Origin of the sequence: Azospirillum brasilense (genome assembly GCF_022023855.1) — a bacterium.
GTDB lineage: Bacteria > Pseudomonadota > Alphaproteobacteria > Azospirillales > Azospirillaceae > Azospirillum > Azospirillum brasilense_F.
The window spans coordinates 138,722-151,997 of record NZ_CP059450.1 but is presented as its reverse complement, the minus strand read 5'-3'; the positions used below and the strand labels follow the sequence as shown (position 1 = coordinate 151,997).

The following is a 13,276-nucleotide window of genomic DNA, read 5'->3' as shown; positions in this document are numbered from 1 at the left end:
CAGGACGCCAGAAGCAGAGAGAAGACGACTGATGAAAACGCAAAGCAAGACGTGGTTGGGCCGGGGTGCGGCGGTGTTCATTCTGGCCGCCGCCGCGGTCGGCGAACCGATGGCCGCATCGGCGGCCGAACCGGCGCAGACCCTGTTCTCCGAAGCGCTGACGCTGACCACCAAGGCCCGCAACGAGCCGGACGCCGCCAAGCGGGCCGACATGCTCAAGCGCGTCATCGGCAACCTGGACAAGATCGTCGCCGAGCACCCGGACACCAAGCTCGCCGCCCTGCTCCGCGACGGCCAGCGCATCGGCGCCTTCGAACGCAAGCAGGTCGAACAGCTTCTCGCGGAGGCCGGCGGCCAGACCGCGCCGCAGCCCGCGGAACGCCAGCCGGTGCCGCATCCGGCGCCGCAGGTCGCCGCCGCGCCGGATGCGGCACCGGCAACCGCCCCGGCTCCGGAACCGGCGGCTTCGGAACCGCCGCGTCCGGCCCGCGTGCGCGGGTTGCCCATCGACGCCGATCCAGCCACCCCGACTGGCCGAATGTTGTCCGACATCGCCGTCGGGATCGACACCTTCCTGGCAACGCGGACAGTGCCACTCTCCCCCAGCGTGCGCGAGCCGCTGCGCGCGGTCGAGCAGGGAGACCGGATCGTCGTCCAACTCCGCGGCTTTCAGGTGGAAATGGGCAGCACGCGGCTCGAGTTCGGCGACGTCGACGTCGGCGTGAAGCGCCTGGCCGGAGACAAAGGCTACCTCGTCGATTTCAAGGTCCCGCCCGAAGTGGCGATGTTCGTCAGCCATACGCAGAAGCTGATGTCCTTCACCATCGGAGAAGGCAAGGCGTCCGGAACGTGGCGCACGGACTTGGGCTTCCTGACCGACGGCGACCTCGACCTGATGGACCTACGCGCCCACGCCCACAAGGGCGACGCGGTCGTTGACATCTACCGCCTGGACTCGCTGAAAGGGCGGCAGGCGACGAAGGAGGCCGACGGCACCCTGTCGATGACCGGCCTTCTGGAAATCAATGCCCTCCTCGTGACTCCGCCCGAACCCGGCGATCGGCGCCTCTCGGTGAAGCGCTTCGTCATCGGGAGCGAAGGCCGGGGCATCAGCGTCGAGACCATGAAGCGGCTTCAGGACCTCGGCGGTCTTCAGGCGATCGGCGCAAAGCAGGATAAGGACCACGCCGCCTCGCAGTTTCTCGACATCCTCGCGCAGGCCGCATGGGACGGCATGAAGCTGAGCTACACGGTCGACGGGTTCGCCGTCGCCGAGGGAGCGCAGACCATCCTGTCGGCGGAGCGCCTGGGCCTCGACATAGGCTACGACAACAAGGCCGCCCTGGCCGCCATCGAGATCGGCGTGGACGTGCAGAAGGTCACGACCGCGCTTCAGGAGGTCAAGGAGGTCCCGGACGAGCTGCTTCCCCACGGCCTGACCGCTTCGATGCGGCTCGATCGTCTGCCCGCCAAGACCGTCGCCGAACTGGCCAAGTCGTGGTTCCTGGGCAGCACGGGACAGACCGCCGCGGCCAACCCCCTCTCCGCCATGCAGAACGCCGTGTTCGAGGCGAAGCCGGAATTGGGAGTCAAAACGCTGACGGTCGCGGCGAAGCAGGCGGAGATCAGCACGACCGGTGCCGTCATGATCAATCCCATGGCGAAGCTGATGGTGTCCGGCGGGTTCGACGTGCAGGTCGCCGGCCTGGACCTCATCAAGGCCCGTCTCGACAAGGACGGTGCCACCCAGCCGCGGCTTGCCGAGATGGTGCCGGTCGTCGTCGGGCTGCGCGGCCTGGGCGAACCGTCGAAGCTCGGCGACCGCAGCGCGCACGCGTACCGCGTCGACATCAACCCCGATGGCAGCATCACCATCAACAACACCCCTTGGGAAACGCTCATCCCCAAGAAGCGCCCCTGATCCGCGCCGCCCCAAGTTCGGAGACAACAAACCCATGACCACGCGAAGCAAGGCACCGCTGGGCAAGAAATGGCTGGGCCGGGGGACGGCGGTGTTCCTGCTGGCCGCCGCGGCCGGTGCGCCGATCCAGACCGTTCTCGCCGCCGACCCGGCGCAGGAACTCTTCGTGGAAGCGATGAACCTGACCGCCAAAGCGCGCGCCGAGACCGACGCGGCCAAGCGTCTGGACTTGCTGACGAAGGCACAGGCCGACGTCCAACGCATCGTCGCCGAACACGCGGAGACCAAACTCGGCAGGCTGCTGGCCGAAGGCAAGAAGATCGGCGCCTTCGACCCGAAGGACATCGAGCGCCTGATCGCCGAGGCCAAAGCCGCCGCACCGGCCGAGGCGAGGCCCGAACCCAAAGCGGAGGCGAAGGCCGAAGCCAAGCCGGAGCCGAAAGCCGAGGCGAAGCCCCAGCCGAAGGCGGCCGAAGCGTCGGCGGTGCCTCCGGCGCCCAAGGACACGCCGTTGCCGCCTCCAGCCACCGCCGTGTCGGACGAGATCCGCCAGTTCGTCGCCACGCTGCCGGCCAAGGACTCCGAACGCCACCGCAGCATCCGCCAGGGGGTGGACAAGCTTCCGAACAGGCTGTCCTTCGCCGACCTGAGCCTCGTGCTGGGTGAGTTTGCGGGCGACGCCCGGCTGGACCTCATCGCCCTGCTGGCTCCGCGCCTGCCCGAGCGCGGCCTGCCCCCGGCGGAGATCGCCGCGCTGCTGGATCGGATCCAGGGGTACGGCCGCGTGCGGGCGATCCGCGAGCTGGTGACGAAGCTCAGCCCCGTTCCGGTGGATCAGCAGGTGGCCGCGGCGACGACCCTTCTGGCCGGCATCAAGGAAGGCGACCGCGTCCCTGCGGTCGAACAGCTTGCGCCCGCCTTTGGCGGCGAACTGCCGGCGAGAACCGCCATCGCCTTTCTCCAGGGTATCGAGGGCTATCAGCGTGTGCAGGCCCTGCAACGGGGGCTCGCCCCCATCATGGCGCCGATCCCCGGCGCCGAACGCAGCGCCGTTGTTCGGGACCTCCTCGGCAACCTCAAGGACGGTGATCGCAACAACGCCCTGCACACCATCCTTCATCAGCTCGGCCAGGACCTCACGGTCGCGGAGGTGAGCACGGCGCTGGGTTCCATGCAGGAACGGAACCGTTCGCAGGGGATCAAGGCGCTGGCGCCGCTGATGCTACCGATACCGTCGAGTGAGCGGCCCGAGGCGGCGCGTTCACTTCTCGGCGGCATCAAGGACCATGAGCGGATCGAGGCCATCACGGCGCTGGCCCCGCTGTTCAGGCCGGACCTCACGGTGGCCGACGCCGCCACCATTCTGGGTGCGCTGCAGGCTCACGGCCGCGCGCAGGCCATTGACGTCCTTGCCCCGGTCATGGTCGACAACCTGAAGCCCAGCGACCTTCCGACGCTGCTGGGCAATCTGTCCGACCACCCGCGCCTCTCCGCCTTGGCGGCGCTGGCCGCCCGGCTCGACCCCGGACTGAAGGCGAACGAACTGGCGCTGTACATGCAGCCGTTCCACGCCGACGCGCGCGCCAACCTGATCAAGGCCATCGCGGCGCGGCGGAGCGGCCTGTCCGCCGCGGAGTTCCTGGACATCGGAGGGTTGCCGCAGGACGAGCACCACCGGCGGCAGGCGTATCTCCATCTGGTTCCCGCGCTGCAAAAGCCGCTGCCCGCCAAGGAGTTCGCGGCGATCCTGCGCGGGGTAAAGTACGACCACATCCACACGCTGATCCCCATCCTGCTGCCGAACCTCACGCCCGACGTCACGGTGGAGGAGCGCGCGGCGCTGCTCGACGCCTTCCAAAGCCACAAGCCGACGGGCTTCGTGTATCAGGGGCAGGATCTGGGCAGCTTCGCCTCCGCCCTGCCGGAACCCGACCTCGCCAAGGGCAAGCCGCCCGCGGCAGGGAGCTTCGGCAGCGGCGATTGCGCCTCCGCCCTGTCCTGGGCGCTGGACGGCGTTCCGCTGGACCTGGTGCTCGGCGGCAAGCCGCCCATTCCGAAGGGCGTGCTCGACCCGCTCTCAAGCGCCAGCTTCGGCGTTCCGGCAACCAACTGGGAACCGGCGCAGGTGACCGAGGTGGAGCAGAAGCTGGACATCTGCGCGCGCGGCATGACGGGAACCCGGCGTGCCGACCTCATCGCCGGAAACATCAAGCTTCTGAAGCCGCTCGCCCCGCACATCGAACGGCTGCGCGACATCCCGAAGCAGCGCGCCGCGCTGGCCGGCGAACTGGCGCGGTTGAAGGAACTGCCGCCGACCATTGAGGCGATGGCCGAACTGCGTGACGGCGGCCGCACCGGCCCGATCCTCACCGCTCTCCCCATCGAGGAGGGCAAGGCGGCCACGGCGGAGCTGAAGGCGTTCGGCGAGGTCCACGCCGCCCGCGTCGCCGCGGCCATCAAGGAGCAGTTGGCGCAGATTCCGGAGACGCTGGAGGGCCTCGACCGGCTTCAGGCCGTGGCGCACAGTGTTCGCTCCTCCGCCCCGGCGCTGTGGTCCGACACCGCGCAGGGTCTGGAAAAGGCATTCGAGGATCGGCGCGGCATCATCGCCGGCAAGGCCGTCGACGAGTTCCGGGCCTCCGTTGCCGCCGTTCCGGCCGAGAGGAACGGCCTCGAGATCATCGACGGTCTCATGGCGCGGCCGAGCATCGCCGCCCTGCCCGAAGCGATCGCCAAGCCCTTCGCGGAGGCCGCATCGCAGCGCCGCACAACCGTCATGGAGGAGGTGCTGGGCAAGGAAATCGCCGCCGTCGGCGCGGACGGGATCGGGCTGGGCAGGATCGAGGAATTGGCGCGGTCGGCGGATGCCGCGACGCTGCCCAAGGACGCGGCGACCCGGATTGCCGACGCCATCGCGCGGCGCAAGGCGGAGATCGGCAAGGAGTTTCACGCCACCATCCTGAAGAATTTGGCCGAGCTGCCCGAAACCCCCGAGGGCTACACCGACGCCATGGACCTCGCCGGCGGCCCGATCGTCGGCTTGGACGCGCCGACAATTGCGGCCGTCCGCAAGGCGGGCAAGGACCGGGCGGACGCGATCCTGGCCAAGCTCGACGCCGAAATCCGCGCCAAGCTGGCCGAGATTCCCGCTTCCGACGAGGGGGTGTCGCAGATCGTCGAGCTGCGCGACCGGACAGGGAACGAGTTGCCCGATCCGGTGGCGCAACGCTTCGCCATGGCGGCCAACGACCGGATCGTCGCCATTCGCGCCCAGCAGAAGCAGGCGAGTTGCGACAAGGCCATTGGCAAAGCGAACCTGAAGGATGGCGCGCCCGCCGTTGCATTGGCTGTCACCGACGGCACACGGACGCTGCGGGATTTGACCTGCGCCTTGGCCGCCGATCCGTCCGCCCCGGTGCAGGTCGCCGGGTACGAAGCGCCCGGCCTGTTCGGCCGGACCCACACGCTGACCCTGTCCGGAAAGACGCCTGCCAGGGTGAGCCTGAAGGAGCTTGAGAAGGGCAAGGGTTTGGTTGGCGTCGCGGTCGAGGCCGCCGGCAAGTCGGTGGACGTGCAGCCGGCTGTCTGGCAGTCGCTCATGGAGGACTGGCGGCGGCTTCCCCGTCTGCTCGACCCGAACAGCGAGGAAGCGACGAAGGCCGACATGGCCGCCGGGATCGAGGACGGGCGGCTCGTCTGTGCCACCACGGGGTACACCCACCCCAAGAACCAGTGGCCTCTGCCGGTGGTCGCCTCAGGACCCTGGAGTCAGAACACGTCGAAGCTGGAGGCGTTGACCGCCGGCGGTCTGGTCCGCGTGGCCGGCACCGAACAGCGCAACGCCGGCTTTGGCAACACGCAGCAAGTCGTCAACATCGACCTCACCGCCGAGGGGCAGAAAAGCTGGAACGCGGCGCGCGAGGCCTTCTGCTTCGGCGGCGTCCGGGCCGTGGTGACGAACTACACGGTGCCGGCCGCGCGCGACGGCGTGCAGGCATCCATGGTGACGGCGCAACTCTACGCCAAGGATGTTCCGGCTTGGGTCGCGGCTTCGCCCGTGGCGTCGATCCTGAACCTCTCGCTCGACACGCACGAGCCGACCGAGATCACGCAGGTTCTCTTCCAGACCGCCAAAGGCTGGGTGGATGGCGATCGGATGACGGCTGGCGCGACCAAGGCGAAGCTCGGCAAATAGGGGGCGGACAGGACGGGGGCAGCCCACCCGTCCTGTCCCTGCACGTACTGCAAGGAGAAGGCGGTGACACGTCTCAGGGTGATCCGCCGCGCCGCGCTGCTGGCGCTGTGCGTGGGTCTTGTCGCCTGCAACCGTCAGACGACCGGGGCGCAATCCGTCGCTCCAAAGTCTCTGTTCGGCGGAATTCCCGCGGACGCTACCCGCGTCTCCCCCGAAACCTTCGCACCGACCGACCGGCCCACGTGGTTCTTCATCTCGTCGGCCCTGTGCCGGTCGGCGATGTGCAACCCGCCCGGATGGACGATCCATCTCGCTCCGGACCACCGTGCCGGCCGTTCGCTGTTCGCCGCGCCGCCTGAACCGAGGCCGGAGCGCTGGTTCCTTCAGGACAACCGGCTCTGCCTTGCGGGCGCCTCCCATACGGAATGCCTGGAGTTCTGGAGCCACGGCGGAACGGTCCTGGCCCGCAACGAAACGGACGGGGTCTTCCACGTCACCACCGCAGACGGCTCTTGATCACCGGGCACGAAGACACCGCGCGTTCCGCGCCTGCCCGGTTCAAAAAATTCCGCCACCGATGTCGTTTTACGGAGTACCCCCATGCAGCGCATTTCCGGTCTGATCGCGGTGGCGGCAGGCGCCTTGGCGCTCACCGCCTGCCAGACCCACCAGAACGGCGCCACGCCGGCGACGGGGCCCACCCTCGCCCAAATGCTCGAACGCGCCGACGCCTCCACCCCCACGGCGGCACCATCCGCGCCAATGAAACCCGGAGAAACGCTCCTGGCGCAAACCGGTGAGGGATGGAAGGTGATTTATGCCGACATCCGGAATCCGGGAAAGCCGCCGTTTCGATACTGCGCGATGGATTGGACCGCCGGCGGTGCGGGTGGCGTCACCTTTCAGGTCAGCCAGGACAGTGGTCTGCGCGTAATTCTTGAGACAAACAAGCGGTCTTTCAGCGAGAAAGCCCCGCTTTTTTCCGGAACCGTCCGCGTCAGCAACGGGATCACGATGCGGCAGCAGTTTCAGGCCGTGGCCCAGCACGTTGCCTGGATCCCCCCGGGCAGCTTCGACGCATCCAGCCTGATGCGTCACCTCGGCAATTCGACCAACATCTCGTTGAGCGATGGCCGCGGCAGCATGCTCGACGTGCCGACCCGAACCGCCGGAGACGCGATCCAAGCCTTCAATCAGTGCACCCTGAAGCGACTGTGAGCACAGCCCGACAGCTGCGGTCATCCGCGGAGAGGCGACATTCCTGAAGGCTCTGTCAGCAGTCATTGTTGACGCCTCCCTACCTCCACATATCTGACGCCAGGAGAGCTGGATATGCAGGAAGGCAAGTTCAGGGCGATGGTGGCGCGGCTGGGCGACCACACGCCTCGGTAGCGCCGGACGGTGGTCGGAACGCTGACGCAGACGACGGCGCTGGACGAGGTGGTGAGCACGGTCAACGCCCGCGTCGCTGACGCGCCGCGCTGCCCGCATTGTCAGGGTGACGCCATCCAGAAGTGGGGCCAGTCGCAGGGCATCCAACGGTTCCGCTGCAAGGGCTGTCGCAAGACCTTCAACGCGCTGACCGGCACGCCGCTGGCGCGGTTGCACCACCGCGAGGCGTGGTCGGCCTATGGCGAGGCGCTGCGCGACGGGTTGAGCGTGCGCAAGGCCGCCGAAAAGCGCGGCGTCCACTACACCACCACCTTCCGTTGGCGCCATCGCTGGCTGGCCGCGCCGCGTGACCAGAAGGACGCCACGTTCACGGGCATCGTCGAGGCCGACGAGACGTTCTTCCTGGAGAGCCACAAAGGCTAAGGCATGGGCGCGGGCCGAACAGGGCAAGCCGACCACGCCGCCGCCCGACCGCAAGCCGCGCAAGCGTGGCGGCAAGGCGTCGAAACGGGGCCTGTCCGCTGAGCAGGTGGCAGTAATCGTCGTTCGCGACCGCCACGGTGCGACCACCGATGCTATGCTGCCGTCGCTGAGCAAAGCGAGCGTGACGCCCGTCCTCAAGCCGATCCTCAACCGCGACACGCTCCTCTGCACGGACGGCGCGGCGTTCTACAAGGCGGCAGCCAAGGCCGAGGGCTTCGCCCATCAGCCGCTCAACGTGAAGGCCGGGACGCGGGTCAAGGAACGGGTGTTCCACATCCAACACGTCAACGCCTGCCACGAGCGCCTGAAGGGCTGGATGCGCCGCTTCCGCGGCGTCGCCACCAAGCACCTGCCCAACTGCCTGGGCTGGCGGCGCATGGTGGACCGGCACGGCAACGGAGCGCCTCCGCTGAGTGTTCTCGCGGCGGCCATGGCCTGACCAGACATCAGTACCGTCGCATCTGCAAGACCTTCTTGGCTTGGTAGCGTTCGACGAACTCGTCCCGGATGCGACGGAACTCGCTCGGCGGCAGATGGCCGTAGTGAAAACGACCGGGCTGGCGCGGAAGGTTCCGCAAGTCTTGCGGCCAGAGGTCGAGATTGCACTCCGAGATCAATAGCCATTGTGGGGCGGAACCTAGTCCAGCCTTTCGCTTGGCATGATCGGAAAGTTCGATCCCAACCTCGTCACCGGATGGTGGCGTGTGGGAAATTGGCAGATAGACAACATACTGATCTTGTTCGGCATTCGGGTCGGTATCGTCCTGCGACTTCTTCTTGAATGTCGCAACAACGCACGCCGGATGGTCGTTATCGGCGGTCGGGGCGTCCTTTCGTTGGTGCCACTTGTATTCGTACTGAGCGACCAAGCCGAGATCCAGTTTCGGCAGCGGCATGGTCAGGCATCCTCGTCGAGGTAATTAAATCTCGCTTCCATCTCCGAATTTGCGATCTGCTCGACCAGCCATTCAGGCAGATCATCGGTTGCCATGACTTGTTTGTCGCGCTTCTTCAGGCGCGCGTACTCTTCGGCCGACACGATGACGACTGACGGCTTGTTGTAATGCGAGACGTATACAGGCTCTTTCTCGGCGAGCACCCGGTACTCGCCAAAGTTCTTTTGCACGTCCCCCGAACTCACTTGCGGCATAGCCACCTCCATATCGATCTTACGGAATATGTTACGTAACATGTTGGCTATTGTTAAGGTGCCTTGCAGCGAGGAGCGGTGTTCAACATATTTCGATAACAGAGCCTTCCTGAATCGCTCCGCCCTGAATCGCTCCTTGGATGAACGCGGCCCGGCGATGGCGTCATGTGGCACGTCTGGGTATCCGGATTGGCCGCTTCCGGTTTCACCGTCCGGGCGGACAGCAAGTGCACGCCGCGGCAGAATGCGCGCTGTCGTCCGTCCGTCCAGGCGTCTGCGCTGGGCGGCGCGACACGCCGTGACGCCCGGGCCGCCAACGCCGGGTGCGGGATCGAGCGGCCGTTCGCCCGAAGCGGTGACGGCCTTTCCAGCGGCGGGCCGGGTCCCTCGCCGGCGGCACCGAGCGGATCACCGGTGCGCAGACCGTCTCCCGCCGCCGCACGGATTGTACCCTCGACTGTAGCACTTTCCGGTGCTACAGTCCTTGACGAACCGTTCGGAACTCCAATGTTTCCGCGGGATCGCGTCCGTGCGACCGATCCAGCTGTGAATCCTGGCGCCCCAGCCAACCTAACCCACTGTTTTTATTCTTGCTTTTGGGTTGGTTGGGGTCCTTTTTCGTGTGCACAAGGCTGTGCACACATGGTAATCGAACCCCTTGAGAATCCTCACTTTCCAATTTTGTACGAAAATTTCCCGTGCACACCATGTGCACACGGAGCAGCCTGATTTGGACTTGTCTAGGCCTGAGCGGCGACGTTGAGCGAATCGGGCGTTCAGCTGCACCGCGGGCGAATCAACATCCCCTCTTCAGCCGCCGGACCGGCCTCGCCGTGCACCAGCCGGCGAAATCGTCGACGGCCGACACGACGAGTTGACAATTCCCGACCAGCGTGCTCGTGGTATGGATGTTTGGGGCTCCGAACTCGACCGTAAGCCAGTGGACGCTTCAGGTTGCGCGACCGTTTTGTGCCCCATTGTCCGGCACCGGGTTGGGGGCGACCGAGAGGCCCAGACACCAGCCAAGGTAAAAGCGAAGATCCTCGTAGAAGGCCTCCGGCGTGTAAAGCTGTAGGCCTGGGCTGTCGATCAATTCGGAACCCGCCTGAACTCCCCAAGCCAGTAGCATCCAACTCCCTGCTACCCACGCCGTGAGCTGCGCTAACACCGGAATGGTGCTCGCATCCCAACGGCGAAGAACGATTCTGCTGCCAATCAGTGCGATCAAAAAGCCCGGCACTGCGCTCGTCACCACGATCGGCCAACCCCATCCATAAGAGTGGCCGATGAAGACAATCCATACGCACGCTAAGCCCGTCGCCGGAAGAGCCAGCCGGCGAGACGTGCCCGAGACGAACCAAGCGGCCGTGACCGCTGCCGGAATCGAAGCCCACTCGCAAGCGCTGTCGATCGCTCGTGCCAAACTGGCTTTCTTAGCCTCGTCACCGGCGTGTTCAGCGCCGATATACGCAATCATCGCTTCGTGGATGCACACGACGACAATCCCAAAGGCCAGCGACACCAGAACACCAAGCAGCATTCCACCGGATGGTGCGTGCGCCAAATGCCATCGCCCGGCCTTGAGCCGTTCCATCAGCGGTTCGACGAAGAAGGCGAAGAGCGTACCAATGAACAGTGCGGAAAACAGTTCTGCGGCCCCGAAATGGCCACGCATCAACACAAACCCTTGCCAGAGCAACTCCGGGGCGAAAGCGCAAACCGAAACCCACAGCGTGTAGACCATATAGGCCAAAGCACGAGCGAAGGGCACGGATTGCCTCCATCTAACGGCCACGCCGACGTGACGCTGGTTCCCGTCCAGATTCGCCAGCCAAGGCTTCCCCTATACGGGCTGCGCCAAACTCACCAACGGAGCCGTGCGATGGCAGAAGTCGACTAGGTTGGGCTGTGCCGTAACAAAAGCGCGCAACGGGGTATCGATTTCGTACCAGTAAATGTTGGGCAGAAAGCCCATCAGCGCCGTGTCGACGCTGTGTGGGGTGTCGCCGAACAGGAAGGGCCGGTCTGCCAAGGCGCCAGCGATGGCATTCAGATCAGCGAGACCGCGGCTGTAGACTTGGTCACGATCATAACGGCCGATACCCTGGAAATAGTAGCGCTTCAGGTTGTATTCCCGTGCTGCCTCTAGAAGTGCTTCAGTGAGGTCTGGATGCGTGTTGAGCAGTTGGCTCCGAAACAAGGGCCAAAAACGCTCATCGGACCACCGCGAGAAGGACATTACCCAATACAGATTATCGAGCGTGCGCCGGATCATATGGACGATGCGTCGTTCGGCCTCACTAAGGTCGTCGTCGATCGACAAGTGATGCTGTCGGATCAGGTGCGCGATGATGAGATCACTGTCTCCGATCACAGTGCTGTCATCCAGGATATACGGCAGCTGCCCGCGAGGGGCGTCATGGGCGTCGATGATATGTTTTTGCTGATAGGACAATCCACACAGGCGCAAAAACGCCACAACCTTGAGGCCGTAGGGATTGTTGTCCGCTAAGCCATAAAGATGGGGGTAGGTGTACAGCGTGATCATAGCCGGCTCCGTCCACTTGCAGCCCGGCTGGGGCCACGATTCGGTACCGTAGGGGATGGTCGGCCACGGCGATATTCCCTTCGGCCCGCTAATCAGCTTGGCATGGAGTAGCAACCATTGAATATCCGATCATTAGGACAGGGGCCACATTGAGCGGAGCGAAATGAGAAGCAACCAGCCGGGAGGTCGAGACGATCCCCAGCGCCAGTGGGGCGGGACAGCGCTCTTGCCCGGCTGGCGACCTGCGTTCCGATTATCACAATGCAGGTGCGAAAGCTTCAGGTCGGCGGATGAGTGTCCCGATGGGATCGGGGTGCTTGGCGCCGTCCCCTGGCCCTCCAGGCTGGCCGGAGCGGTGGCCGGCATGGTTACTCATGGCTGCAGGCGAACAAGCGCTTGGATCGACGACAGGACAGGTTGGGGCGGATCATACTCGCGCTGCTCGCTGCGGCGGCCATCATCATCGTTGCAAATCGTCCTTGCGCATTCTGAAATTCGTCCCTTAATCATGAGAGCAGATGGATACCTCGAAAAACGGTAGCGCAGTCGGTGTTCCCGTGATTCCCTTGGTTTGAAGTGGGATGTGGAGGGAGCATGGCTGGGCAACCTGGACTGTTCGATCTGCAGGATCGCTACGCAGAACTGAGCAAGAGCGGCGATCCGCTTGAGCGGCTGCTGTCAGTGGTGGACTTCGAGGTTTTCCGCCCGACGCTGGACGCGGCCTTGGGGCGCAAGGATCGCTCCCGGGGTGGACGGCCGCCGCTGGACGCGGTGATGATGTTCAAGATCCTGGTGCTGCAGGCGCTGTACGGCCTGTCGGACGAGCAGGCGGAGTATCAGGTGCGCGACCGGCTGTCGTTCATGCGGTTCCTCGGTTTGGGATTGGGCGACCGGGTTCCGGACCGGACGACGATCTGGCTGTTCGGCGAGGCGCTGGTGACAGCGGGAGCGATGGAGGGTCTGTTCGCCCGCTTCGACGCGGACCTGAAGGAGCGTGGCTACTTTGCTCTGGGTGGCCAGATCATCGACGCTTCCATCGTGGAGGGACTTCTGATCCCGGCGTTCGGCTACAAGTCGCACATCACCATCGACCGCCGGTTCCGTCTGATCCGGCGCTTCATCGTCACCGACGCGGCGCGGCACGACGGCGCGCAACTGCCGGGCCTGCTCAACCCGGACGCTTTCGACAGCCGGGTATGGGCGGACAGCGCCTACCGCTCGAAGACCAACGAAGCGGCCATCACGGCGGCGGGGCGCCGCAGCATGGTGCATTTCCGCAAGCCGAAGGGCCGGCCGATGCCGGAGCCCCACCAGCGTGCCAACCGCGCCCGCTCGGCGGTGCGCTCGGCCGTCGAGCATGTGTTCGCCGACCAGAAGGCGCGCATGGGGCTGTTCATCCGCACCATCGGCCTCGGCCGCGCGACGGTGAAGATCGGCATCGCCAACCTCGCCTACAACTTCCGACGCTTGGCTTGGCTCGAGGGGCGAACTGCGCCCGCATAGCGCCAACACCGCTGCATATTTCCGCATTCTCGCACGAAATTGGTACTTCGGCGGCCAAAATCGCCGGATTCTCATCGGTGCACA

Annotated in this window: 11 protein-coding genes; 7 read left to right on the top strand and 4 right to left on the bottom strand. The window is 65.5% G+C overall.

The features are described from left to right. The first annotated feature begins 31 nt into the window (after positions 1 to 31). The 6 genes from H1Q64_RS14095 to H1Q64_RS14070 all read left to right on the top strand — a co-directional run bounded on the left by H1Q64_RS14095 (position 32) and on the right by H1Q64_RS14070 (position 8,430). On the top strand, positions 32 to 1,921 hold the full coding sequence (locus tag H1Q64_RS14095; protein ID WP_237905831.1) for a hypothetical protein: 1,890 nt from the start codon (positions 32 to 34) through the stop codon (positions 1,919 to 1,921). Positions 1,922 to 1,955: 34 nt separating this feature from the next. After that, positions 1,956 to 6,116 carry a hypothetical protein gene (locus H1Q64_RS14090; RefSeq protein ID WP_237905830.1) on the top strand — a complete coding sequence of 1,387 codons (4,161 nt, stop codon included), beginning with the start codon at positions 1,956 to 1,958 and terminating at the stop codon, positions 6,114 to 6,116. Positions 6,117 to 6,179: 63 nt separating this feature from the next. Continuing rightward, a complete protein-coding gene (locus H1Q64_RS14085) occupies positions 6,180 to 6,632 on the top strand; it encodes a hypothetical protein (protein ID WP_237905829.1) in 453 nt (150 codons plus the stop codon). A gap of 84 nt (positions 6,633 to 6,716) precedes the next feature. Continuing rightward, the gene (locus tag H1Q64_RS14080; protein WP_237905828.1) at positions 6,717 to 7,334 is read left to right on the top strand and encodes a hypothetical protein; all 618 of its coding nucleotides are present in this window, start codon (positions 6,717 to 6,719) and stop codon (positions 7,332 to 7,334) included. A gap of 183 nt (positions 7,335 to 7,517) precedes the next feature. Beyond that, positions 7,518 to 7,931 (top strand): transposase-like zinc-binding domain-containing protein, encoded by a 414-nt coding sequence (locus H1Q64_RS14075; RefSeq protein ID WP_237905827.1) that lies wholly within the window; start codon positions 7,518 to 7,520, stop codon positions 7,929 to 7,931. Continuing rightward, positions 7,855 to 8,430 carry an IS1595 family transposase gene (locus H1Q64_RS14070; RefSeq protein ID WP_237905826.1) on the top strand — a complete coding sequence of 192 codons (576 nt, stop codon included), beginning with the start codon at positions 7,855 to 7,857 and terminating at the stop codon, positions 8,428 to 8,430. Before H1Q64_RS14075 ends, H1Q64_RS14070 begins: the two co-directional genes overlap by 77 nt. A 7-nt stretch (positions 8,431 to 8,437) precedes the next feature. Here the strand turns inward: H1Q64_RS14070 and H1Q64_RS14065 are convergent, their stop codons facing one another. From H1Q64_RS14065 to H1Q64_RS14050, 4 genes are all read right to left on the bottom strand, one after another. After that, entirely contained in the window at positions 8,438 to 8,887 is a 450-nt protein-coding gene (locus tag H1Q64_RS14065) for a hypothetical protein (protein ID WP_237905825.1), read from the bottom strand. A 2-nt stretch (positions 8,888 to 8,889) separates the two neighbouring features. Continuing rightward, positions 8,890 to 9,315, bottom strand: a complete 426-nt coding sequence (locus H1Q64_RS14060; protein WP_237905824.1) for a type II toxin-antitoxin system Phd/YefM family antitoxin — start codon at positions 9,313 to 9,315, stop codon at positions 8,890 to 8,892. 775 nt (positions 9,316 to 10,090) lie between these two features. Continuing rightward, a complete protein-coding gene (locus H1Q64_RS14055; protein WP_237905823.1) occupies positions 10,091 to 10,912 on the bottom strand; it encodes a hypothetical protein in 822 nt (273 codons plus the stop codon). A gap of 72 nt (positions 10,913 to 10,984) precedes the next feature. Further along, positions 10,985 to 11,689 carry a glutathione S-transferase C-terminal domain-containing protein gene (locus H1Q64_RS14050; protein WP_237905822.1) on the bottom strand — a complete coding sequence of 235 codons (705 nt, stop codon included), beginning with the start codon at positions 11,687 to 11,689 and terminating at the stop codon, positions 10,985 to 10,987. A 594-nt stretch (positions 11,690 to 12,283) separates the two neighbouring features. On the opposite strand from H1Q64_RS14050, the gene H1Q64_RS14045 reads away from it, so the two are divergent. Continuing rightward, a complete protein-coding gene (locus tag H1Q64_RS14045; RefSeq protein WP_237905821.1) occupies positions 12,284 to 13,192 on the top strand; it encodes a transposase in 909 nt (302 codons plus the stop codon). The last annotated feature ends 84 nt before the right edge of the window (positions 13,193 to 13,276 follow it).